Here is a 22,663-nt window from a genome sequence, read left to right as displayed (position 1 = left end):
TCTGCGGAAGCGGGGGGCGGCGCCGGCACGCCAGGGCAGCCGGGCCGGCGCCGCCTCAGACGACAGCGCCGTCGTCGGGCCCGTTGTCACCGGAGGCGCGGTCGCCCATCCGCACCACGAGCACCACGAAGCCGGCGATGAACGCGGCGACGGCGAGGAAGGCCGGCCAGCCGGGTGCTACGTCGAGCAGCATGGACCCGAGCAGGAACAGCGGCCCGCCGAACAGGCCGCCCCAGGCGAGCCGGCTGGTCAGGTCGCCGCGGGGAAGCGGCGGCGGGGGCGGCGGCACGAAGTGGCCGCCGTCGTCCGCGGAGTCGCCGTCGGCGGCCGGGCGGACCGTGCGCGGGCCGGGGCCGGGGCCGGAGTCGTCCGCCGGCTCCTCGGCCGGATCGCCGGCCCGGTCGCCGGAGCCGGGGCCGACGTTCTCGGCGTCCGGCCAGGCGGGCGCGGCAGCGTCGGAGTCGGTGCTGTAGAAGCGGGCGACGAGGTCGTCCCAGACGGCATCGGTGCCGGTGTCCGCCGACTCGGGCCCCGCGGCGCCGCTCTCCGCCGCTCCGGCTCCGGCCGCCCCGCCCGCAGCGCGGCCCGGTCCGTCGGCCTCCGGCCGGGCGGGGGCGGCGTCGTCGCGCTCGGCGGTGGCGGTCGCGCCCCCGGCGAGGTCGGGCAGCTCGGAGCGGAGGACGAGCTCGGCGGCGTCGCGTGCGCCCTCGTCCACGTAGAGGTGGTCGCGCGCTCCTTCACCGGCGGGCGCACCGCCGGCGGCGGCTTCGGCGCCGAGGGTGTCGGCGTCGAGCCGCACCGCGTACGCGGCGATGCCGTGCGCGCCGAGTGCTTCGAGCATGCGGTCGGCCGAGGCCGGCGGGAGCAGGATGAGCGGGACGTAGGATTCCGCGAGCAGGCCGTTTCCGCGGCGGTTCGTCATCGCTGGCTTCCTTCCCCGCTTCGGCCGCGTTTGCGCGCGCCGTTCCCGCGCGCGTTGCCGCCGCACGCGCGCCCGAGGCGCTCGCCGTCCGCGGCCGGTGCCGCGCGGGCACCGCGGCGGCTGCCAGCAGCGGTGCCGCGCGGGGTGCCGCACGCCTCTCTCGTGAGGATACGCAGTGTTCGGTGCCCGATGGCATGATCTTCCCGACTTCTCTGCGCCGAGAACGCCCGCACGGCAAGGGCCGCTGGCACCCGCGGGCGCCGCAGGGCCGGGTGTGTCGCGGCCCGCGGGGCGGCGGCCGCCGGCCGGCGGCACGGGCCGGTGCCGCCCGGTCCGGCAGACCGGCGGTAAGGTTCGGCCCCGGGCACGCGTGTCATCAGGCCCTCCTGGTTCAGGTGCCGGTCTCCGGGCCCCGCACCGGCGCCGGTGCGGGGTTCGAACCTAACCCGGCGGCGGGCGCCGCGGCACCCCCGGGGCCGGGCCGCGCAATTGGTGGTCGGCCCCCGGCGATGCGAAGATAAGCACGATTGTTGGCAGCGGGGAAGGCGGACCGACGCACATGTCCGGATACCACCCGCACGGGCGGGGGTGAGTCTCGGTGTTCTACTGGGTTGTGAAGGCGATTCTGGGCCCGGTGCTGGCGGTGCTCTGGCAGCCGCGGGCCTACGGCGTCGAGAACGTGCCGCGCCAGGGGCCGGCGATCATGGTGAGCAACCACCTGTCCTTCTCCGACCACTTCTTCGGTCCGCTGCCGCTGCCGCGGAAGATCACCTTCCTCGCCAAGTCGGAGTACTTCACCGGGCCGGGCGTGAAAGGCCTGTTCAGCCGGTGGTTCTTCAGCGGCGTCGGGCAGATCCCGATCGACCGCTCGGGCGGCAAGGCCAGCGAGGGCGCGCTCCGCACCGGCCTGCGGGTCCTCAAGCAGGGGCGGCTGCTCGGCATCTACCCGGAGGGGACCCGCTCACCCGACGGCCGCCTGTACCGCGGCCGGACCGGAGTGGCGCGGCTTGCACTGGAGTCGCGGGCGCCGGTGGTGCCGATGGCCATGATCAACCTGGAGAAGATCATGCCTCCCGGGCGCACGGTGCCCAAGCTCGGAATCCGCCCGAAGGTGGTGTTCGGCGAGCCGCTGGACTTCTCCCGCTACTACGGCATGGAGAAGGACCCGCGGGTGCTGCGGGCCGTCACCGACGAGATCATGTACGCCCTGATGGCGCTCTCCGGGCAGGAGTACGTCGACCGGTACGCGCAGGCGGTGAAGCGCGAGCTCGACCAGGCAGCCAAGGAGGAGCGCCGCGAGCAGCACGCCGACGCCCGGCAGCGCCGCAAGGACGAGCGGGCCGAGCGCCGCACCGCCCGCGAGCAGGAGCCCCGCAAGCGCTGGCGCCTCCGCCGCAGGGGGAAGCAGGACGAATCCGGGACGGGCGCCCCCGCCGCCTGACCCCGCCTCCGCACACGGCGGGCGGGCCGCCGCGGACAGGCGGCCCGCCCGCCGTGTGTCCGCCCGGCGCCCCCGGGCCCGCCCCGGCTGCTCCGCGGGGTCAGCGCAGGGCCAGGTCGGCGGCGCCGATGACGCCGGCGGCGGATCCGAGGACGGCCGGGCGGATGTCGGCGAGGCGGCGGGTGCGGCGGCCGGTGACGCCGTCGGCGTAGGCAGCGCGCGCCGGGTCGAGGACGATGTCGCCCGCCTCGGCGACGCCGCCGCCGATGACGAACAGCTCCGGGTCGAGGATCGCGGCGAGGTCGGCGAGCCCCGCACCCACCCACGCGCCGACGCGGGCGAAGCACTCCAGCGCCCCCGGGTCTCCGTCGCGGGCGGCCCGGGTCACGGCCGGCCCGGTCACGGCCGCGGGGTCGCCGCCGGCGTCGGCGAGCAGCCGGGCACCGCGCTCCGGATCGGCGGCCGCCAGGTCCCGGGCCTCGGCGGCCAGGGCGCTGCCGCTGGCGTACTGCTCCCAGCAGCCCTGGTTGCCGCACGGGCAGCGGCGGCCGTAGGGCACCATCCGGTAGTGCCCGACCTCGCCGGCCGCGCCGAAGCCGCCGCGGCGCAGCTCGCCGTCGATGACGACCGCACCGCCGACGCCGGTACCCAGCGTCACCACCACGGTGTTGCGGGCGCCGCGGCCCGCGCCGAACCGCGCCTCGGCCCAGGCGGCGGCGTTGGCGTCGTTCTCCACGACGACGGGCAGGCCGACCAGTGCCGCGATACGGTCGCGCACCGGCTCACCGCGCAGCCCCAGGTTCCCGGCGAGGATGATGCGGGCCCGCTCCTCATCCACGAAGCCGGCGGTGCCGATCCCGACGGCGGCGGCGCCGGGCACTTCGGCCCGCAGCTCGGCCACTGCGGCGGCGACCGCCTCGGCCAGCGCCGCGGCGTCGCCGAAGGGGGTGGGCCGCCGGGTGGAGGCGAGGACGGTGCCCTCCGCGTCGACGGCTCCGGCCGCGATCTTGGTGCCCCCGATGTCGACGCCGATCGCCGGGGCGCGGGACGTGCGCGGTGCGCTGCTGGGGGGCATGGCCTCTCCTAGTGCCTCTCGGTGCGGGCGCGCCGCCCGCGCCCACCAGGAGTAAACCAAAGGTCCAGACCGGTCCGACCAGCGCCCCGTGCGGGTGCGGCTCCCAGCCCGGACCCGCGCCGCGTGGCGGGGACCACAGCCGCGGCGGGGAATGGGTACACCGGGGGGTATGTTGGAGCGGGATGAGGTGATGAGGATGGAGCTCAAGCCAGAGCTGGTCGGTGACGCCCTGACCCGGTTGAAGCGGGCCCAGGGCCAGCTGGCCGGAGTGATCTCGATGATCGAGAACGGCGAGGACTGCGCGGAGACCCTCCAGCAGCTCGCCGCGGTCTCCCGCGCCCTGGACCGCGCGGGCTTCAAGATCGTCTCCAGCGGACTCCGGCACTGCAACAGCGCGCGCGAGCGCGGTGAGGATCCGGAGATGACAGAGGCCGACCTGGAGAAGCTCTTCCTGGCGCTGGCCTGACGCCCGCCGCGCCGCACTGCGGCGCACCCATCGCCCGGTGATACTCCCCGGAGTATCGAAGCCCGCGGAGGCCGCCCCGCCGGAAACCAGGGGCGAACCAGGCCTTCCGGATACCCCCCGGAGTACCCGACGGAAAGAAGGGACCACCCGTGTTCTTCGCCCAGTACTACCTCGACTGCCTCTCCCAGGCGTCGTACATGATCGCCGACGAGTCCACCGGCGAAGCCGTGGTCGTCGACCCGCGCATCGACGTCGACGAGTACCTGGACGACGCCGCCGAGCGCGGCTTCACCGTGGTCGGCGTGATCAACACCCACCTGCACGCCGACTTCATCTCCGGCCACTTCGAGATCGCCGAGCGCACCGGCGCCTGGATCGGCTACGGCTCCGGTGCCGAGGCCCAGTTCGACTTCCGCGGCCTGGCCGACGGCGAGCGGATCCCGCTCGGCGGGGTCACCCTGGAGATCCTGCACACCCCCGGCCACACCCCGGAGTCGGTCAGCGTGGTGGTGTACGAGAACCCCGGCGACACCGTCCCCTACGGCGTGCTCACCGGCGACGCCCTGTTCATCGGCGACGTCGGCCGACCCGACCTGGCAGCCTCCTTCGGCCACTCCGCCGAGAAGCTGGCCCCGATGCTCTACGACTCGGTGCACACCAAGCTGATGGCGCTGCCCGACTCCACCGGACTGTTCCCCGGGCACGGCGCAGGGTCGGCCTGCGGCAAGAACCTCTCCTCGGAGAAGACCTCCACCATCGGCGAGCAGCGGCTGACCAACTACGCCGTGCAGCCGATGCCGATGGAGGAGTTCGTCGCGCTGGTCGCCGACGGCCAGGAGGCGATCCCCGCCTACTTCCCCTTCGACGCGGCGAAGAACCGCCAGGACCGCCCGGTCGCCGACATCGACGCGCTGGCCCGCCCGATCACCGCCGAGGAGTTCCTGGCCCGGCGCGCCGACGGCGCGGTCGTGGTCGACTCCCGCGACCAGCTGGCCTTCGCGGCCGGCCACTTCGCGGGCAGCATCAACATCGGCTCCGACGGCCGGTTCGCCGAGACCGCCGGCATGATGGTCACGCCCGGCCAGCCCATCCTCGTGGTGGCGCCCGAGGGCCGCGAGCGGGAGACCGTGGTCCGGCTGGCCCGTGTCGGCCTGGACACCGTCGCCGGCGTGCTGGCCGCTCCGGAGGCCGCCATGGCCGCCGCGCCGGCCGAGACCGCCCGCGCCCCGCGCACCAGCGCCGCCGACCTGGCCCGCAGTCTGGCCGAGCCGGGCGCACCGGTGGTACTCGACGTCCGCGGATCGGGCGAGCGCGCCGGGGGCGCGATCGACGGCTCGGTTCACATCCCGCTGGCGGCGCTGCCGGACCGCATCGGCGAACTCCCGGCGGACCGCCCGGTCGTCGTGCACTGCGCCGGCGGCTACCGGTCCAGCGTCGCGGCCAGCTACCTGCGGGCCCAAGGCCGCGCCGAGGTGACCGACCTGGTCGGCGGCTACGCGGCCTACCGGCTCGCGGCGGCCTGACTGCGCCGCCCGGCTGGGGCGGCGCGCACCCGGCGGCCCGCCGCCGGCCATCCGCACGACCCGCCCGACCTGTCTGACCTTACCGGACAGCCCGCCGCGCAGCGGCGGCGCGCCGCGCGGACCCGCGCCGTCTGGATACTCCCCGGAGTACCCGGGCCCGCCCGGCCGCCCCGGCCCACCGGCGCACCCGCGTGCCCCGGAGCTTCCGGGCCGGGGCGGCGCACCCGCGCGGCACCCCACCACCAGCATCAAGGAGACCCGCATGCCCGCAACCACCATCGACCCGACCGCCGCCCGCGCACTGCACACCGCCGGGGGTGCCCTGTTCCTCGACGTCCGCACCCCGGGCGAGTTCGAGACCGCGCATATCGACGGCGCGGTCAACCTGCCGCTGGACAGGATCGGCCCGCACCTGGGCCGGATCGCCGAGGCCGCAGGTGCCGAGCTGGTGCTCGTCTGCCAGTCCGGTGCACGCGCCGAGCAGTGCCGGACCGCCCTCGCCGGTGCCGGCCTGACCGGCGCCCGGGTGCTCTCCGGCGGGATGGCCGCATGGACCGCCGGCGACGGGCCGGTGCTGCGCGGCACCGAGCGCTGGGCCATGGAGCGCCAGGTCCGCCTGGTCGCCGGCGGGATCGTGCTGGCCTCGGTCCTCGCCAGCATCGCCTGGGAGCCGGCCAAGTACGTCGCCGCCGCGATCGGCGGCGGGCTCGCCTTCGCCGCGCTGAGCAACAGCTGCGCCATGGCCAAGGTGCTCTCCCTGCTGCCTTACAACCGGCCCGCCGAGGCAGGCGACATCGACGCCGCGGTGAACCGGATCACGCAGCCGGCCGGCTGACCGGCCGCCCGTCCCGGCGGCGGTCCCGCCGCCGGGACGGGCTTGTCCCCCGCTGCCCGCTCCCCGCCCCGCCGCGCCGGCCCCCGCACCGCCCGGGGCACGCGGCACCCGTCCGGTGCAGCCTCCCCCTCGCCGCACCCGTCTGACCCCTGGAGGCCGACATGCCCGCCGACACCGCCCCGCCGCCTTCCCCGGAGCACCCGCCCGCGCACCGCACGGCGGAGCACCGCACGCTCGGCCCGCTGCCGCGACCGGCCCGGAAGGAGTGTGCGCGATGACGCTGGAGATCGTCTTCGGCCTGCTCATCGGTGCGGTGCTCGGGCTCCTCGGCGCGGGCGGCTCCATCGTCGCCGTGCCGGCGCTGGTCTTCGGCGTCGGCCTGCCGATGGCGGCCGCAGTGCCGGCCTCGCTGATCGTGGTCGGGGCGTCGTCCCTGGCGGCACTGGCGCCGCGGCTGCGCGAGGGCGCCGTGCGCTGGCGGGTGGCGCTCATCTTCGGCGGTGTCGGGCTGCCCGCGGCCTTCGCCGGCGCAGCGCTCGGCCGGCTCGTACCGGAGCGCTGGCTGATGCTGGCGTTCGCCGCCCTGATGGTGGTGGTCGCCGTCCGGATGCTCCGCGGCACCCCCGAAGCGGGCGGCGCCTGCCGGACCCCGGACAACGGCGTCGACTGGCGCCGCTGCCTGCCCGCCTCCGCGGGGGCCGGAGCAGCGGTCGGCGCCCTCACCGGGGTGTTCGGCGTCGGCGGCGGCTTCCTGATCGTTCCGGCGCTCACCCTGGCACTCGGGCTGACCGCCACCGAGGCGGTGGCCACCTCGCTGGTGGTGATCGCACTGAACGCCGTGTCCGGGCTCGCGGCGCACGCCGGCGCGCTTCCGGGGCTGGACTACGGCGCGATCGGCGCCTTCGTCGGCGCCGCCGCGGTCGCCTCGCTGCTCGCCGGCCGGCTGGCCGGCCGCATCCCGCCCGCACCGCTCAGGCGGGCGTTCGCGGTGGCCGTCCTGGCCGTGGCCGCGGGGGTGGCGGCGGCCGTGTTCACTGCGCCGGAGCTGCTCGCCGGCTGACGCGCTCCCTCCGCCGCCCCGTCTCAGCCGCGCCCGGCGCGCGCACCCCGCCGGGGCGGGACGCCGTGCGGTCCGCCCCGGAGCCCCGGTGGACGGGGGCGTCAGCGGCCGGCACCTCCGGCGCCGGGGGCCGCGCCGCTCTCCCCCCGGGACTCCGCCCCGCCGGGCTCCGCGCCACGGGACTCCGCCGACCGGCTCCGCTGCTGCTCGAGCTCGCCCTCGACGATGCGCCAGGTGTCGCCGAGTGCGCCGAAGAGGGCGGCGCCGGCGCGGCCCAGGTGGCCGGCGATCTCCGGTGCGGCGGTGCGGACCACTCCGGCGAGCCGGTCGAGCGGCGGCTCCGGCTCGGGCTGCTCTGCGCGGATCGCCTCCTCCCAGACGTCGCCGGTGCGCGCCGGCGGCGCCGTCGCGGTCTTGACCCCGCGCCGCACGCCGGCCACGACCAGCCGCCGCTGCAGGTCGTCCACGAGCCGCAGCGCGTCGTCGATGAGGTCGGCGGAGGGGTCGTTCGCGCGCTCGCCCCCGGTACCGCGTCCGCCCTGGTTCGGCTCAGCCATCCTGGTGTGCCCCCTGCTGATCGTGGCCGCGCCGGACAGGCGCGGGCGTCGGTTCGGCGCGCGCCGCTGCGGCCGTGCCTCTGCCACGGTAACGACGGACCGGCTCCGCGGGTGCCCGGCGCCCCCGCGCTGCGCCTCCCGGCAGCGGGGCACGCCCGGCAGCCGGGCGCTCCGCACGCCCGCTCCCCCGGCGCGCGGGCCGCCGCGCATGCCGGACCGGCCGCATTCGGTCACCATTGGATACCGAACGAGAACCCGTTCTACCCGCGGGTAGCCGATGGTTGTTACCGTCGTCACGTCCCTCGCCGCCCCCGTACGTCCAGGAGCACCACGTGCGCGAATTCAGCCGCCCCGTCAAGGTCGAGATCTCGGCGGAGCAGCGCCTCCCCGACACCCTCTTCGCCCGCGCGGCCGACGAGCCGCAGTCCGTGGCGCTGCGCCGGCAGGAGTCCGGCCAGTGGAGGGACGTCACCTGCGCGGAGTTCCGCGACGACGTCGTATCCGTCGCCAAGGCCCTGATCGCCGCCGGCATCGCGCACGGCGACCGCGTCGCCCTGATGGCCCGCACCCGGTACGAGTGGACCGTCATCGACTACGCCATCTGGTCGGTCGGCGGCGTCACCGTGCCGATCTATGAGACCTCCTCCGCCGAGCAGGTGCAGTGGATCCTGGGCGACTCCGGCGCCACCGCCGTCTTCGTCGAGGCCGACGAGCACACCGCCCGGGTCGAGGAGGTCCGCGCCGACCTGCCGGACCTGGCGCACGTGTGGCAGATCGACGGCGGCCTGGACGCCTTCACCGCGACCGGCGCCGACGTGGACGCCGCCGCCGTCGAGGAGCGGCGCACCGCGGGCGGCGTCGACGAGCTCGCCACGCTCATCTACACCTCGGGCACCACCGGCCGCCCGAAGGGCTGCGAGCTCACCCACCGCAACCTGCTCTTCACCATCCTCAACATCGTCCGGGGCCCGCTCGAGGAGGTCTTCACCCTCGAGGGCCGCTCCACGCTGCTCTTCCTGCCGCTGGCACACTCGTTCGCGCGGATCATCCAGATCGGCTGCATCGAGTCCAAGACGGTCCTGGGCCACTTCCCCACGACCGGCCCGGAGCTCATCGACACGCTCGCGGTGTACAAGCCGACCTTCCTGCTGGCCGTGCCGCGGGTGTTCGAGAAGGTCTACAACAAGGCCGAGCAGAAGGCCGTCTCGGAGGGGCGCGGCAAGATCTTCGGCGCCGCCGCCGACACCGCCATCGCCTACAGCACCGCGCTCAGCACCGGCCGGGTGCCGCTCGGCCTGCGCATGAAGCACGCGCTGTTCGCCAAGCTCGTCTACGGCAAGATCCTCGCCGCGGTGGGCGGCCAGGCCACCCACGCGGTCTCCGGCGGCTCCGCACTGGGCAGCCGGCTCGGCCACTTCTTCCGCGGCGTGGGCCTCACCATCATCGAGGGCTACGGGCTCACCGAGACCTCCGCCCCGACCGCGGTCAACACGCCGACGCTCAACAAGATCGGCACCGTGGGGGCGCCGTTCCCGGGCGTGTCGATCCGGATCGGCGAGGACGGCGAGATCCTCTGCAAGGGCGACCACATCATGCGCGGCTACTGGAACAACGCCAGGGCCACCGAGGACGCCTTCGACGGGGACGGCTGGTACCGCACCGGCGACCTCGGCGCCCTGGACGACGACGGCTACCTCAGCATCACCGGCCGCAAGAAGGAGATCATCGTGACCGCCGGCGGCAAGAACGTCGCCCCGGCCGTCATCGAGGACCGGCTCCGCGGCCACGCCCTGGTCAGCCAGTGCATGGTCGTCGGCGACAACCAGAAGTTCATCTCCGCTCTGATCACCCTGGACCCGGAGGCGCTGGAGTTCTGGAAGGAGCAGAACGGCAAGACGGGCAGTCTCACCGAACTGCTCGGCGACGCCGACCTGCGCGCGGCGATCCAGGAGGCGGTGGACACGGCGAACAGCGCGGTCTCGCGCGCGGAGTCCATCCGCAAGTTCACCATCCTGCCGGTCGACTTCAGCGAGGCCGACGGCTCGATGACCGCGTCGCTCAAGGTGAAGCGGCACGTGGTGGCCAAGCAGTTCAGCGCCGAGATCGACGCGCTCTACGCGCAGGACTGACCGGCCCGGGCGCCGCGAGCGCCCGCAGCGGGTCTTCGGGGCCGCGGCCAGCGCCGCAGCCCCTCCGCCGGATGCGCGGTACAGCGCCCGTGCATCGGCATCGTGCGGCGGAGGCAAGGACGGGTGCCTCCGCCGCACTGCTCTGCCTGCCCCTGCCAGCCTCCGCCCTCGGCCGGCGCCGGCCGACCAGGCACACCGGGCGTTCAGCCGTCGAGCAGCGCGGCCAGGTCGCCGGAGACGCGGTCCCAGTCCCATTCCGCGCGGGTCCATGCGCGGCCGGCCGCGCCGAGCGCTGCGGCGCGGGCCGGATCGGCCAGGAGCGCCGCAACGGCGCGCGCGGGCGGCCCCGGCCGGGTGCCGTCGGCGACCGTGCCGGTGCGGCCGTCCAGGACCGCGTCGGGGGCGCCGCCGGAGTCGCCGGCGACGACCGGCAGCCCGGTCGCCGACGCCTCCAGGAAGACCATTCCGAGCCCTTCGGCGTCCAGCCCGCCGCCGCGGGTGCGGCAGGGCATGGCGAAGACATCGCCCGCGGCGTAGTGCGCGGGCAGCTCCCCGGCGGTGACGTCGCCGGCGAAGACGACGGAGCCGGCGACCCCGCGGTCGCGGGCCAGCCGCTCCAGCCGCGCCCGGTCGGGGCCGCCACCGACGAGGAGCAGCCGCGCGCCGGGCACGTCGGCGCGGACCCGCGGCCAGCCGCGGATGAGCATGTCCTGGCCCTTGCGGCGGACGAGGCGGGAGACGCACACGGCGACCGGCGCCCCCTCGAGCCCGTACCTCTTGCGGACGGCCGCGCCGTCAGCACCGGGGTGGAAGCGCTGGCTGTCGACGCCCGGCGCGAGCCGCCGCATCCGCGCGGCGGCGCCGGCGGACAGCGCACCGGCGATCCGCCGCCGCGTGTAGTCGCCCAGATAGGTCAGGACGTCGACGGATTCACCGATGCGGCGCAGCGCCGCGCGCGGCCCCGGCAGGGCCGCCCAGCCCGCCTCATGGCCGTGGGTGAGGCCCACGGCGCGCCGGACGCCCGCCCGCCGCAGCGCGGGCGCCATCAGACCCAGCGGCGCCGCGGCGCCGAACAGAGCGGTGTCGCAGCCCTCCAGCGCCGCGATCCGCGCCGCCCGCCGGGTGGCCCCCGGCGTGGGCAGCAGGACGGGCGCGGCTTCGCGCACGATCGGAAACGGCTGGGCGAGGTCGAACTCCTCCACAGCCGACCGGTCCACGGCGCCGGGGCCGGGTGCACCGGCGATCCGCGCCGCCGGATCAGAGCAGTAGACCACCACCGACCCCGGCGGCCGGCGCAGCGCCAGCGCGTGCACGAAGGACTGGATCCCGCCGGCCTTGGGCGGAAAGTCGTTGGTGATGATCAGCGTGCGCCCCATCCCGCCGAGTCTAGGGCGCGCCCGGCCGGCGGCGCCGCGCAGCGCGGCATGCCCCCGGCAGCGCCGCGGGCCGGGCAGGGACGGCGGCTCGGACCGCGCACCCCGCGACGCTGCGGACCCGACCTCCCCGGTCCGGTCGCAGCACCGTGCACGCCCGGTGGGACGGGCCGGAGCAGGCAGGGCTCGCGCTCCCGGAGGAGCGGCGGTAGCGCCGGGGCGGCGCAGCGGGCGCAGCGGTCCGGCGCGGCGGACCGCAGAAACGGTCCGGCCGCGGCGCCTGGACAGGGGCCGCGGCCGGACCGGTGATGGCAGGAGGAGTTAGGGCGTATTGGGTGGACACCTGCCCTGCTGCGCGGCGCCCTGGCACGCCCCTCGCGGCGTTCTCCTCAATCGACAGGGAAAACCCGCCCTGACTCATTCGTCGGCCTTGCGACGGGTGCACCAGGACACCGCTCGCGACGAACGCCACCCACCCAACACGCCCCGGGCGTACCGGGTGGACAACTACCCTGCTGCGCGGCGCCCTGGCACGCCCCTCGCCGCGTTCTCCTCACCCGAGAAGGAAGAGCCCCGCCCCGGCTCCTCCGCCGGACGTGCGACGGGGGTACCCGGCGGCACTCTCGCTGCGGAGGCCGCCCCCGAACGCCCTAGGGACGGATGGCGCCGCTGAACTCCGCGGACCAGTAGTCCGCCATGTTCACCTCCATGACCGGCTTGGACGGGTTGGAGGCGTGCACCATCTTGCCGCCGCCCACGTAGAGGCCGACGTGGGACGGGCCGTCGTAGAAGAACACCAGGTCACCGGGCTGCAGGGCGTCGTAGGAGACCGGGGTGCCCGCGTTGATCTGGTCGTAGGTGGTGCGCGGCAGGCTCACGCCGGCCTCCCGCCAGGCCGCCTGGACCAGGCTGGAGCAGTCCCACACGTCGGGGCCGTTGGCGCCCAGGCTGTAGGAGTCGCCGATCTGGGCGTAGGCGAAGTCGATCGCGGTGCGGGCGTCGCCGGTGGCGGAGCCGCTGTAGGAGCCGCCGCCCGAACCGCCGCCGTCCACGCCGGAGTTGGCCGCGGCGGCCTCGTCCTCGGTGAGGCCGTCCAGGATCTCCTCCTGCTCGGCGATCTTGTCCTCGGCGTCCTCCTTGGCCTCCTTGGACTCGGCCAGCTTGTCCTCGGCGTCGGTCGCGGTGTCGTCGGCCTCGGCGACCAGCTTGTCGAGCTTGTCCTTCTCCTCGACATAGTTGCCGAGGCGGTCCTGCTGGTTCTGCGAGAGGTAGCCGAGGTCGGACGCCTGCTGCAGCGCGTCCTCGGGGCCGGAGTCGCTGATCAGGTAGGGCACCGAGGTGTAGTCGGCGCCGGAGTAGGCGGCGGTGGCGAGCTCGCGCACGCCCGACTTCATCTCCTCCAGCTGCTCCTCGACGCCGGCCTGGTCGTCCTCGATGTCCTCGAGCTTGCTCTGGGCCGCGTCGTAGTCCTGCTTCGCCTGGTTGTAGGCGTCCGCCAGGTCGGAGTACTCCTCTTGGAGCTTCTCGATCTTGTCCCGGACCTCATCGGCCGTGGGGTCGGCGAACGCGGTACCCGTGGCCGTGGTCGAGGCCAGCAGCGTGCCGGCGGCCAGGGCTCCGGCGACCGCGATGCGGCGGCGGGGGGCGCCGTTCTCGCGTCGTTGGTCCACGGTGGTGGCCCACCTTTCTCGCGTGTACCGCCTACCGGAGGGGGCGCAGCGGCCCGCGGTCATCCAGCGGCCGCCGGCGCGGGTGCTCCCGGCCGGTTGCGCGGGGAGGCCGGCGCATGCGGACCCCGCAGGGCCCGCGGGCGGGGGGTGCCCGTGCGCGCGGCCGTCCGGTCTCCCTGCCGCGGCGGGGGCCTGCGCGGCGGAGTTCGGCGGCGGCGGATCGCCGCCGCCTGCTGGCGGCGCGTCAACGATCCGGCTCGCCGGAACATTAGCCCATTCCCGACCCTCTCTCAACCGTTTCGTTACCTAAGCGCCCGGATTGTGCCAGGCCCGAAACCACGGAAACGGCTGCGCCGCCCCGCCGGACACGGTCCGGCGGGGCGGCGCAGCGCGGTTGAGCGGGCGTCCGGTGATCCCGGTCACCCGCCCTGCGGGTCAGACGCGGACGCCGTACATGAACTGCCCGTCCCAGTAGCCGGCCAGCGGGACGACCTCGATGTTCTTGCCGGTGCGCGGCGCGTGCACCATCTGGCCGTCGCCGAGGTAGAGGCCGTCGTGGCCCAGGCCGCTGAAGAACAGGATGTCGCCGGGCTGCAGCTCGCCGCGGCCCACCTGGGCGCCGGCCTCGGCCTGGCCGTAGGTGGTGCGCGGCAGGCTCACGCCGGCCGCACCCCAGGCGCGCATGACCAGGCCGGAGCAGTCGTAGCCGTCCGGGCCGGCGGCGCCGTACACGTAGGGCTTGCCGACCTCGCCGAGGGCGAAGTCGAGCGCGACGCGGGCGTTGCCGGAGGCGCCTTCGGCCGATCCGCCCGAGGAGCCGGCCGGGGAGCCGTCGGCGTCGGGGAACTCCGCCAGCAGGTCCTCCTGCTCGGCGATCTTCTCCTCGACCTCGTCCTTCTTCTCCTCGGCCTCGTCCTTCTTCTCCTTGGCCTCGTCCAGGGACTCGTCGGCCTCGTCCTTGAGCTTGAAGAGGCGCTCGGAGGAGTCGCTGAACTCGTCCAGCTGGATCTTCTGGTCGTCGGACAGCTTGTCCACGTCCGTGGAGTGCTGCATGACGTCGGACGGGTCGTCGACGCTCAGCACCACCGAGGTCGCGTCCAGGTCGTTGCCCTGGTAAGCAGCGCTGGCGAAGCCGGACACCTTCTCCCGGAGCCCGTCGTAGCGCTCCTGTTCGCCGCCGACCTCGTCCTCGAGCTCGTCGGCCTTGGCCTTGGCCGCCTTGTAGTCCTCATTGGCGGCGTTGTAGTCGTCGACGACCTTGCCGGCCTTCTCGTTCAGCTCGTCGAGCTCCGCCTCGACGTCCTCGCGGGTCGGCTCCGGATCGGCGGCGGCAACCCCGGGGGCGGTTGCTGCGATAAGGCTGCCGGCGGCTACGGCCCCGAGGCCGGTCGCAACCCGGCGGGCCGTGCGCCGACCACCGTTGTTCGCCATGGCGGTCCACGCTCCTTGCTGGTCGAGCCCTGGTCGGGCTGCTACGGGGGACAGGGGACGGCGCCGGGACCGCGGCGCGCACCAGCCGGGGAGCGGGGACCGCGGCCCTGGTGCGTCGCGCGGGGTCCGGTCGACGCGGCAGCACGACCGCCCGATCCCGCCTGGTGTCGGGAGCCCCGCACGGGGCCGGCCGCGGCACGGCCGCGGCGCCCGTGCGCGCGGGGCAATCTAGCTCCTGGGAAAAACTAGCGGACCGGCCAACCCGCCTCAACCACAGCAACGAACGAATAACGGCGCGCACAGCCGCCGCGGCGCCGCACGCCCGCACCAACCAGGCGATTCCGGCACAGGGGCGGCACCATTACAGATCAGCCACACAGCGGACACGCCGCCCCGGGCGCCACCCTGCACACCCGGAACATCACCCTGCGTTGCCTTTTCTGCCGGTGCCGGGACCGCGGGCCCGGCACCGCGCGGCACCGCCGCCGTCAGCCGGAGCGGGCGATGCGCTCCAGCAGCAGCCGCGAGGGCAGCGGCCGCGCGCCCGCCGCGCGCACCGCCGAAACGATCTCCTTGTCCTCGGTCACCACGCAGAGCGGGCGGCCCGGCGGCTCGGCGCGGACCATGCGGACGATCAGCTCGTCGGCGGTCTCCCCCGGTGCGCTGAACACCACCCGGACGTGGCGCCCGTGCACGCTCGGCGCGTCGACGTCGGCGCCGTCGAACACGCAGGTGACCTCGGCGCGCGCAGGCCCGGCCAGGCCGTCCAGCGATCCGACGAGCCGGGTGCGCTGGTCGGCCAGCGGCAGCGACGGGTAGCCGGTCTTGGTGACGTTGTAGCCGTCGATGAGGACGTGCACCCGCGGCAGCGCGAGCACCCGGTCGACCAGCGCGGGGTCGTCGGCGGCCAGTCCCAGGTCGTAGACGGCGCTGCGCTGGCCGCCGCCGTCCCGCTCGCGGGCGACCAGGTCGGCCGGGGTCTCGATGGCGCTGGGCAGCGCCAGTTCGCGGCGGAGCCCGTGCGCGGAGTCGACCAGCACGTCGAGCAGCACCGCCAGCCGCGCCTCATCGGCGCTGCGCCCGGCGCGCGCCGCCCGGCGGGCCCCTTCCACCTGGGCCTCTGCGGCGGCGAGCCGGCTGCGCAGCCGCCGGTTCTCCGCCTCGGCCGCCGCGGCACGGCCGGCGTGTCCGGCGGCCTCGCGGTCGGCCCGGGCGGCGGACTCGCCAGCCCGCTCCTCGGCGTCGCGCGCCCGCTTGCGCTCGGCGTGCAGGGCGCGGCGCAGGTCCGCGACGGTACTGCGGTGCTCCTTCAGCTCGGAGCGGAGCCGGGCGGCCTCGCTGCGGTGGGCGGCGCGCTCCTCGTCCAGCCGGACGCGCGCCTCCTCGGCGGCGTCCGCGGCGTCGTCGGCCTCCCGGACGGCCTCGGTGCGCTCCAGCTCGCCGCTGACGCGCTCGACGATCTCCACCCACCCCTCGGGGCGCAGCAGGTAGGCGGCGGCGCCGACGGCCACCGGGTCGGCAGCCGGCGGCAGCAGGCCCCGGCGCAGCCCGTCGGCGAGCTCGGGCCAGGCCCGCTCGACGCGCTCGCCGACGCGGGCGCGGAACTCGGAATCGCTCTCCAGCCGGGCAGCGATCTGCGGCCCGGCCAGCCGGGCGCGGCGGCGCGGCTCGAACTTGGCCACGCGGCGCAGCGATGCGGGGATCTGGTCCGCGGGCATCCCGCCGAGCACGTCGGCGCCGTACTCGACCACCCGGGTGCGCACCGCCTCCGGGAGTGGCGCCACCTCCGCCGCCCCGGCCTCCATCACGCCTCCGGCGCGTCGGGCCGGTCCACCGCCTCGACCGAGCCGGTCGCGTCGCACCAGCGGCAGCGCACCTGCTCGACGGACTCCTCCAGCACTTCGCGCTCCTCGACCCGGCTCTCGCCGGAGAGGTCGAAGTGCAGGTAGTCGCGCGTGCGCACGGTGCGCACCACGTCGAAGCGCGTCAGGTTGCCGCACTGGGCGCAGCGCCACCTGCTGTCGCCGGCCGGTACCTCGATCGTCTCCACACGTCCTCCTTCTCCCTCGACCCTAAGCACTCTGCGGGCGCCGGTCCCGCCGACACGGGGGCCGCCGGCGCCGGGACCCGCGAGTGCCGATCCGGGACATCTTTCCACGTCCGCGGGCGCGGGGACCGCGCCGCCCGCCCCCTCCCCGACCGCCGCGCACGTCGGTGCGGGTCGTAGGCTGTCCGGGTGAGCACGACCGATCCCTCCCCCGGGCAGATCGCCTTCGACGACCTCGGCACGCCGCTCGCGGAGGGCACGTTCGTCATCGTCGACCTGGAAACCACCGGCGGCCGGGCCGCCGACGGCGGGATCACCGAGATCGGCGCGGTCAAGGTGCGCGGCGGCGAGATCACCGGCGAGTTCTCCTCGCTGGTCAACCCGTTCGTGCCGATCCCCCCGTTCGTGACACTGCTCACCGGCATCACCCAGGCGATGGTCGCGACCGCACCCGCCATCGACGCGGCGCTGCCCGCCTTCCTCGAGTTCGCCGGCCTGGAGCGCGGCGCCCGCGACACCGTGCTGGTGGCCCACAACGCCCCCTTCGACGTGGGCTTCCTCAAAGCCGCCTGCGCCGAGCAGGACCGGCCCTGGCCCAACCCGCGGGTCCTGGACACCCTCGTCCTCGCCCGGCGGCTGGTGCCGCGGGACGAGGTGCGCAACCACAAGCTCGCCACTCTGGCCGCCCACTTCGGCGTGCCCGACGCGCCCACCCACCGGGCGCTGGACGACGCGCGCGCCACCGCCGGGCTGCTGCACGGCCTGTTCGAGCGGCTCGGCCCGATGGGTGTGGACACCGTCCAGGAACTGCTGTCGTTCCGGACCGCGCCCACCGCGGTGCAGCGCCGCAAGCGCTCCCTCGCCGACGGGGTCCCGTCCGCGCCGGGCGTCTACGTGTTCACCGACGCCCGCGGCGACACGCTCTATGTCGGCAAGAGCGGCGACCTGCGGCGCCGGGTGCGCTCCTACTTCACCGCGGCGGAGACCCGCGGCCGGGTCCGCGAGATGATCGGGCTGGTCGAGGGCGTCACCCCGATCGTGTGCCAGACCGGCCTGGAGGCCGAGGTGCGCGAGATCCGGCTGATCTCCGAGCGCAAGCCGCCCTACAACCGGCGCTCCCGCAACGCCGAGCGGTCCACCTGGCTGAAGCTGACCGCCGACGCGTTCCCGCGGCTGTCGAAGGTCAGCACGGTGCGCGACGACGGAGCCCCCTACATCGGCCCGTTCCGCTCGGCCCGCACCGCCGAGCTGGCCCGCCAGGCGGTGCTCGACGCGGTGCCGCTGCGCACCTGCACCCCGCGCATCACCGCGCCGCAGCAGGGCGCGGCCTGCGTGCTGGCGCAGATGGGCCGCTGCGGCGCACCCTGCGAGGGGCGCCAGTCGCGCGAGGAGTACGGCGCGCTCGCCGCGGGTGCGCGGCGGGCGATGGAGGGCGACCCCGGCGCGGTGATCGACGCGGTGCGGGCCGACATCGCGGCGCTCGCCGCCGACCAGCGCTACGAGGAGGCGGCGGTCCGCCGCGACCGGCTCGCCGCGTTCCTGCGCGCCGCGGCCCGGGCCCAGCGGCTGCGCGCGCTGGCGGAGGTGGGGCAGCTGGTGGCGGCCCGCCCGGCCGAGGGGCGGCCCGGCGCGTGGGAGGTGCACGTGGTGCGGCACGGGCGCCTCGCGGGGTCCGGGCTGATGCGGCCCGGCAGCGATCCGCAGGGGTTCGTCGACGCGCTCACCGCAACGGCCGAGACGGTGCCGCCGGGCCCCGGGCCGGCGCCGCGGGCGGTGCCGGCGGAGTCGGAGTGCGTACTGCGCTGGCTCGACCTTCCGGGGGTGCGGCTGATCGAGGCCGAGCATCCGTGGACCTGCCCGGCCGACGGCGCCGAGCGCCACCGGGGCCTCACCGAGCACGCGGCCGGCTGACCGGGCGCGATCCGCCTCCGTATGCCCGGGCGCGCGGCGGGCGGCCGCGCGGCGGCGACACGCCGCCCCCGGACACGGCCGGGGCTGCCCGCCGCCGGGGGCTGACAGACTGGGCGGCGACCGCGGCGCGACCAGAAGGGCACCGGCAGCAGATGGCGACCATCCCGCTCAGCGATGACTACCCGGTGCGGCGCATCCCCGCCGTGACGTACCTGCTGATCGCGGCGAACGTCGCCGTCTACCTGGCGTCGCCGATGTCGCTGATGGCGGTCTGGTACGGCGCCGACCCCGGCGAGCGGCTCTGCGCCGTCGAGCACTACGCCTTCCGCTGGGGCGCCGTTCCGTCCGAGCTGCTCTCCGGCGTGCCCGCCGACTACCGCGGCCCCTGCCCGGATGCCGGGGCCGGCACCGCACCGTGGCTGACCGCGCTGACCGCGATGTTCCTGCACGGCGACGCGTTCCACCTGCTGGGCAACATGGTCTACCTGTTCGTCTTCGGCCCGGTGGTGGAAGACCGCCTCGGCCGGCTCCGCTACCTGGCGCTCTACCTGGTCACCGGGTTGGCCGCCACGTTCGCGCACGCACTGAGCGATCCCGCATCGGCGGTGCCGCTGGTCGGCGCCTCCGGCGCGATCGCCGGGGTGCTCGGCGCCTACCTCGTAGTGCAGCGCCGCAGCCGCGTGATCACGCTGCTGCTGGTGTTCCCGGTACGGCTGCCGGGCTGGGCCGTCATCGGCACCTACTTCGTCCTCCAGTATGTTCTGTACCTGACGATGTCGCTGGACCCCGCGGGCCAGGCGAGCGTCGCCTACGCCGCGCACGTCTACGGGTTCATCGCCGGTGTCATCGGCGGCCTGCTGATGCACCGCATCCGCTGGCGCGCCGGCGCGCGCCTGTCGGACGTCCACTGACCGCCGCGCAGCCGGCGCAGCACCGCCGCCGGAGCACCGCAACCGCCGGCGCTGCCCCGCCGCACACCCGAGTGCGGCGCCGCCGGCCGGCCGCACACCTGACCAGGAGGGCCCAGAAGTGATCACCGCGATCGTCATGATCAAGACCGACGTCGACCGGATCCCGGAAGTCGCCGAGGCCATCGCCGCGGTCGAGGGGGTCAGCGAGGTCTACTCGGTCACCGGCGGAGTGGACCTCATCGCGCTGGTGCGGGTCCGCCGCCACGACGAACTGGCCGACGTCATCCCCGGCCGGATCAACAAGATCGACGGGGTGCAGACGTCCGACACGCACATCGCGTTCAACGCCTACTCCCAGCACGACCTGGAGACGGCCTTCTCCATCGGCGTCTGAACACGGCTGCCCGGCCCGGGGGCGCCGGCAGCAGCCCGCCCGGCCGCGAAACCCGGCCGCGAACACAGCGGGAGCGGTGCGCGCCCCCGGTGCAGTGCCTCCTGCGGCCCGGCGGCGCGCACCGCTCTGCTGCCTGCTCTGCCCGGGGCCGGCCCCGCCGAGCCGCTCAGCTGCGGGCGGCCTCCGCGTGCGCCTTGCCCGCCGCGATCCAGCGGTCCAGGGTGTCCCGAGCGGCGCCGGAGTCCACCGCCGCCGCCGCACGCTCCATGCCGGCGGCCAGCATCTCCTCCGGCGCGCCGGGCAGCTCCTCCACCGCGGCGATGGCCGCACCCGCGTTGAGCAGGACGGCGTCGCGGACCGGGCCGCGCCTGCCGTCGACGAGCTCGTGCACCACGGCGGCGTTCTCGTCCACGCCGCCGCCGCGCAGGTCCTCCGGCCGGGCCCGAGCGATCCCCAGGTCGGCCGGGTCGAGGACGTGCTCGGTGACACCGCCGCCGCGCGCGATCCAGAGCCGGGACGTGGTGGTGGTGGTCAGCTCGTCCAGCCCGTCGTCGCCGCGGAACACCAGCGCCGAGGCGCCGCGCCGGGCGAAGACCCCGGCGACCGTGGCGCACATCCCCGCGTCGAAGACGCCGACCGCGCCGGCCTGGGGCGAGGCCGGGTTGGTGAGCGGGCCCAGGAAGTTGAAGACCGTGGGCACGCCCAGCTCGCGGCGGGTCTTGGCGGTGTGCCGCAGCGCCGGGTGGAACCGCGGCGCGAAGCAGAAGGTGATCCCGGCCTCGGCGGCGACCGCGGCGCCGGCGGAGGGCGCCAGGTCGATGACGACGCCGAGCCGCTCCAGCACGTCGGCCGTGCCGCAGGACGAGGAGGCCGCGCGGTTGCCGTGCTTGACGACGGTGGCGCCGGCCGCGGCGGTGACGATGGCGGCCATCGTCGACACGTTCACGGTGTGCGCCTGGTCGCCGCCGGTCCCGACGATGTCGACGGTGCGGCCCGGCACCTCGATGCGCACCGCGTTGTCCAGCATGCCCTCGGCCAGGCCGGTGACCTCGGCCACCGAGGCGCCCTTGGCGCGCAGGGCGATGGCGAAGCCGGCGATCTGGGCGTCGGTGGCGGCACCCTGCATGATCTCGTTCATGGCCCAGGAGGTCTGCTCCTCGGCCAGCGACACGCCGTTCAAAAGGCGGTCGATCAGCGACGGCCACGTGGTCGGCTGCGTGCTCACGATGCGCTCCCTGTCGTCCTTCTGCTGCTGGATCCCCCGCGGCGGCCCGGCCGCGCCGGGCGGCGGGCGGGTGCGGGCGGTGTGCCGTGCGGCGCGGTCAGCGCCCAGTGCCGGTGCGCCATCGCCATCGGGCGGGGCAGCGGCAGCCGCTGCCCAGCGGCGCGGCGGGGGCAGGAGCACGGAGCAGAAGCGGATCGGGTCGGTGCATCGGTCTTTCTCGGTCATCCGGTGCCAGCGGCCGCGCCCGGCCGCGGAGGCGGCGGGGAGCGGACGGAGGGGCCGGCCGGAGTAGCCGCCCCCTCGCGAGCCTATCCGCAGCGCTAACCGGCGGCCAGCTCAGCGCTGCGGCTGCGCATCAGCCCGGCCAGGGCCTCGGCCAGCGCAACGGGGTCCAGCGGGTGGCTGACCACCGAGTCGGCCCGCGACCAGCTGCCCAGCCAGGCGTCGTCGGGGCGGCCGATCAGCAGCAGTACCGGCGGGCACTGGTAGATCTCGTCCTTGGCCTGGCGGCACAGGCCCATGCCGCCGACGGGCGCGGCTTCGCCGTCGAAGATGCACACGTCGATGCCGCCGTCGTCGAGCCGGCGCAGCGCAGCCGCCGACGTCGCGAACTCCTCGAAGAGGACCTCGGGCACATCGGCCGCCGGCCGGCGGCCGACCGCGGCGCGCACGCCGTCCCGCGCTGCGGCCTTGTCGCTGTAGACCATGACCCGCATCGCGGGTGCCCCGGAGGCCCCGCCCGCCGTGTCGCCCATGTCGAACCGCCCCTCAATCGCGTGTCGCTCTGAGACCTTCGACACGACAGGATGCCACCCTCGACGGGGGCCGGGCCACGCCCGGAGGTCCCGCAGCTGCACCGCCGATGCTCAGATGTGATCCGCATAAGGGCGTTGGCGCCCACGCCGGGCTTTCCGGGCCGTCAGCGCACCCCCGCAGGTCACAGGGAGGTCACGCGTGCGGGCGAGCCGCAGGCCCCGTCCGAGGGCAGTCCCGGCGCCGAAGCGGCGCGTTACGGGGGGTCGTGCACCAACCCCCGCCAGATGCCGCAATAATGCAGGCGTGGCGACAGCAACCGCGAACCCAGAAACAGCACCGACACCAGACCATGGTGCGGCTAAGCGTCCTGACCTGGTGAGTGTTGGCACCATCGTGTGGTTGGCCAACGAACTCATGTTCTTCGCAGCGCTGTTCGCGATGTACTACACCATCCGATCGGTGACCATCGGCAACCCCGACCTCGGGGAGTGGCCGGCCGCGCACCTCAACGTGCCGTGGGCCCTTGGCATCACCATCATCCTGGTGGCCTCCAGCTTCACCGCGCAGGCAGGCGTCTGGGCCGCCGAGCGCGGCGACGTCCGGAAGCTCCGGTTCTGGTTCTTCACCTCGTTCTTCATGGGCCTGGTCTTCGTTCTCGGCCAGGCGTATGAGTACTACGAGCTCATCGTCCACGAGGGCCTGACGCTGCAGTCCAGCGCCTACGGATCGATGTTCTACCTGACCACGGGCTTCCACGGCCTCCACGTGATCGGTGGTCTGATCGCGTTCCTCATCATGCTGGGACGCACGTACGCCGCGAAGCGCTTCACCCACCAGCAGGCCACGAGCGCAATCGTTGTGTCTTACTACTGGCACTTCGTCGACGTGGTCTGGATCGCTTTGTTCGCAACCATCTACTTCATCCAGTAACCCGAAA

20 protein-coding genes are annotated in these 22,663 nt (G+C 75.2%); 10 read left to right on the top strand and 10 right to left on the bottom strand.

Going from position 1 to position 22,663, the window contains the following annotated elements:
- Window positions 1-55 precede the first annotated feature (55 nt).
- Window positions 56-922 (bottom strand): hypothetical protein, encoded by an 867-nt coding sequence (locus ACYVGT_RS23815; protein WP_460862510.1) that lies wholly within the window; start codon window positions 920-922, stop codon window positions 56-58.
- Between the two features lie 598 nt (window positions 923-1,520).
- On the opposite strand from ACYVGT_RS23815, the gene ACYVGT_RS23810 reads away from it, so the two are divergent.
- Window positions 1,521-2,363, top strand: coding sequence for a lysophospholipid acyltransferase family protein (locus ACYVGT_RS23810; RefSeq protein ID WP_460862507.1), 843 nt, complete (start codon window positions 1,521-1,523; stop codon window positions 2,361-2,363).
- 100 nt (window positions 2,364-2,463) lie between these two features.
- Here the strand turns inward: ACYVGT_RS23810 and ACYVGT_RS23805 are convergent, their stop codons facing one another.
- Window positions 2,464-3,438 (bottom strand): ROK family glucokinase, encoded by a 975-nt coding sequence (locus ACYVGT_RS23805; protein ID WP_460862505.1) that lies wholly within the window; start codon window positions 3,436-3,438, stop codon window positions 2,464-2,466.
- 196 nt (window positions 3,439-3,634) lie between these two features.
- On the opposite strand from ACYVGT_RS23805, the gene ACYVGT_RS23800 reads away from it, so the two are divergent.
- From ACYVGT_RS23800 to ACYVGT_RS23785, 4 genes are all read left to right on the top strand, one after another.
- Window positions 3,635-3,904 (top strand): metal-sensitive transcriptional regulator, encoded by a 270-nt coding sequence (locus ACYVGT_RS23800; protein WP_460862503.1) that lies wholly within the window; start codon window positions 3,635-3,637, stop codon window positions 3,902-3,904.
- A gap of 149 nt (window positions 3,905-4,053) precedes the next feature.
- Entirely contained in the window at window positions 4,054-5,427 is a 1,374-nt protein-coding gene (locus ACYVGT_RS23795; protein ID WP_460862501.1) for an MBL fold metallo-hydrolase, read from the top strand.
- A 262-nt stretch (window positions 5,428-5,689) separates the two neighbouring features.
- Complete coding sequence (locus ACYVGT_RS23790; protein WP_460862498.1) at window positions 5,690-6,262, top strand: rhodanese-like domain-containing protein; 573 nt, start codon at window positions 5,690-5,692, stop codon at window positions 6,260-6,262.
- A gap of 274 nt (window positions 6,263-6,536) precedes the next feature.
- A complete protein-coding gene (locus ACYVGT_RS23785; protein WP_460862496.1) occupies window positions 6,537-7,322 on the top strand; it encodes a sulfite exporter TauE/SafE family protein in 786 nt (261 codons plus the stop codon).
- A 101-nt stretch (window positions 7,323-7,423) separates the two neighbouring features.
- Here the strand turns inward: ACYVGT_RS23785 and ACYVGT_RS23780 are convergent, their stop codons facing one another.
- Entirely contained in the window at window positions 7,424-7,879 is a 456-nt protein-coding gene (locus tag ACYVGT_RS23780; RefSeq protein WP_460862494.1) for a hypothetical protein, read from the bottom strand.
- 332 nt (window positions 7,880-8,211) lie between these two features.
- Between ACYVGT_RS23780 and ACYVGT_RS23775 the strand changes: the two genes are divergently transcribed.
- A complete protein-coding gene (locus ACYVGT_RS23775; RefSeq protein ID WP_460862490.1) occupies window positions 8,212-10,008 on the top strand; it encodes an AMP-dependent synthetase/ligase in 1,797 nt (598 codons plus the stop codon).
- A gap of 203 nt (window positions 10,009-10,211) precedes the next feature.
- On the opposite strand, the gene ACYVGT_RS23770 is transcribed toward ACYVGT_RS23775, so the two are convergent.
- From ACYVGT_RS23770 to ACYVGT_RS23750, 5 genes are all read right to left on the bottom strand, one after another.
- Window positions 10,212-11,384 (bottom strand): glycosyltransferase family 4 protein, encoded by a 1,173-nt coding sequence (locus ACYVGT_RS23770; protein WP_460862487.1) that lies wholly within the window; start codon window positions 11,382-11,384, stop codon window positions 10,212-10,214.
- Between the two features lie 647 nt (window positions 11,385-12,031).
- Window positions 12,032-13,051 carry a C40 family peptidase gene (locus ACYVGT_RS23765; protein ID WP_460862485.1) on the bottom strand — a complete coding sequence of 340 codons (1,020 nt, stop codon included), beginning with the start codon at window positions 13,049-13,051 and terminating at the stop codon, window positions 12,032-12,034.
- A gap of 435 nt (window positions 13,052-13,486) precedes the next feature.
- Entirely contained in the window at window positions 13,487-14,482 is a 996-nt protein-coding gene (locus tag ACYVGT_RS23760; RefSeq protein WP_460862483.1) for a C40 family peptidase, read from the bottom strand.
- 488 nt (window positions 14,483-14,970) lie between these two features.
- On the bottom strand, window positions 14,971-16,287 hold the full coding sequence (locus tag ACYVGT_RS23755; protein ID WP_460862481.1) for an NYN domain-containing protein: 1,317 nt from the start codon (window positions 16,285-16,287) through the stop codon (window positions 14,971-14,973).
- Window positions 16,287-16,532: a hypothetical protein gene (locus tag ACYVGT_RS23750; protein ID WP_460862479.1), complete on the bottom strand. Its 246-nt coding sequence runs from the start codon at window positions 16,530-16,532 to the stop codon at window positions 16,287-16,289. Before ACYVGT_RS23750 ends, ACYVGT_RS23755 begins: the two co-directional genes overlap by 1 nt.
- Before the next feature lie 186 nt (window positions 16,533-16,718).
- On the opposite strand from ACYVGT_RS23750, the gene ACYVGT_RS23745 reads away from it, so the two are divergent.
- The 3 genes from ACYVGT_RS23745 (at window position 16,719) to ACYVGT_RS23735 (ending at window position 19,745) form a co-directional block, all read left to right on the top strand.
- Window positions 16,719-18,440 (top strand): DEDD exonuclease domain-containing protein, encoded by a 1,722-nt coding sequence (locus tag ACYVGT_RS23745; RefSeq protein ID WP_460862477.1) that lies wholly within the window; start codon window positions 16,719-16,721, stop codon window positions 18,438-18,440.
- A gap of 152 nt (window positions 18,441-18,592) precedes the next feature.
- The gene (locus ACYVGT_RS23740; RefSeq protein ID WP_460862473.1) at window positions 18,593-19,351 is read left to right on the top strand and encodes a rhomboid family intramembrane serine protease; all 759 of its coding nucleotides are present in this window, start codon (window positions 18,593-18,595) and stop codon (window positions 19,349-19,351) included.
- Between the two features lie 118 nt (window positions 19,352-19,469).
- Complete coding sequence (locus ACYVGT_RS23735; protein WP_460862471.1) at window positions 19,470-19,745, top strand: Lrp/AsnC family transcriptional regulator; 276 nt, start codon at window positions 19,470-19,472, stop codon at window positions 19,743-19,745.
- 166 nt (window positions 19,746-19,911) lie between these two features.
- On the opposite strand, the gene trpD is transcribed toward ACYVGT_RS23735, so the two are convergent.
- Together trpD and ACYVGT_RS23725 are read right to left on the bottom strand one after the other, a co-directional pair.
- Window positions 19,912-20,973, bottom strand: coding sequence for an anthranilate phosphoribosyltransferase (trpD, locus tag ACYVGT_RS23730; RefSeq protein ID WP_460862521.1), 1,062 nt, complete (start codon window positions 20,971-20,973; stop codon window positions 19,912-19,914).
- Window positions 20,974-21,290: 317 nt separating this feature from the next.
- Window positions 21,291-21,725, bottom strand: a complete 435-nt coding sequence (locus ACYVGT_RS23725) for a hypothetical protein (RefSeq protein ID WP_460862519.1) — start codon at window positions 21,723-21,725, stop codon at window positions 21,291-21,293.
- Window positions 21,726-22,029: 304 nt separating this feature from the next.
- Here ACYVGT_RS23725 and ctaE point away from each other — a divergent pair, with 304 nt between their 5' ends.
- On the top strand, window positions 22,030-22,656 hold the full coding sequence (gene ctaE / locus ACYVGT_RS23720) for an aa3-type cytochrome oxidase subunit III (protein WP_460862467.1): 627 nt from the start codon (window positions 22,030-22,032) through the stop codon (window positions 22,654-22,656).
- The last annotated feature ends 7 nt before the right edge of the window (window positions 22,657-22,663 follow it).

The sequence above is a fragment of the Nocardiopsis coralliicola genome (genome assembly GCF_054779695.1).
Note: the sequence above shows the minus strand (reverse complement) of the source record. Positions and strands in the feature narration are given on the sequence as shown.

Coding starts and splice junctions, on each gene's coding strand:
- ACYVGT_RS23815 (WP_460862510.1), bottom strand. CDS start 922: ATGACGAACCGCCGCGGAAACGGCCTGCTCGCGGAATCCTACGTCCCG.
- ACYVGT_RS23805 (WP_460862505.1), bottom strand. CDS start 3,438: ATGCCCCCCAGCAGCGCACCGCGCACGTCCCGCGCCCCGGCGATCGGC.
- ACYVGT_RS23800 (WP_460862503.1), top strand. CDS start 3,635: ATGGAGCTCAAGCCAGAGCTGGTCGGTGACGCCCTGACCCGGTTGAAG.
- ACYVGT_RS23790 (WP_460862498.1), top strand. CDS start 5,690: ATGCCCGCAACCACCATCGACCCGACCGCCGCCCGCGCACTGCACACC.
- ACYVGT_RS23785 (WP_460862496.1), top strand. CDS start 6,537: ATGACGCTGGAGATCGTCTTCGGCCTGCTCATCGGTGCGGTGCTCGGG.
- ACYVGT_RS23780 (WP_460862494.1), bottom strand. CDS start 7,879: ATGGCTGAGCCGAACCAGGGCGGACGCGGTACCGGGGGCGAGCGCGCG.
- ACYVGT_RS23770 (WP_460862487.1), bottom strand. CDS start 11,384: ATGGGGCGCACGCTGATCATCACCAACGACTTTCCGCCCAAGGCCGGC.
- ACYVGT_RS23760 (WP_460862483.1), bottom strand. CDS start 14,482: ATGGCGAACAACGGTGGTCGGCGCACGGCCCGCCGGGTTGCGACCGGC.
- ACYVGT_RS23755 (WP_460862481.1), bottom strand. CDS start 16,287: ATGGAGGCCGGGGCGGCGGAGGTGGCGCCACTCCCGGAGGCGGTGCGC.
- ACYVGT_RS23740 (WP_460862473.1), top strand. CDS start 18,593: ATGGCGACCATCCCGCTCAGCGATGACTACCCGGTGCGGCGCATCCCC.
- ACYVGT_RS23725 (WP_460862519.1), bottom strand. CDS start 21,725: ATGGGCGACACGGCGGGCGGGGCCTCCGGGGCACCCGCGATGCGGGTC.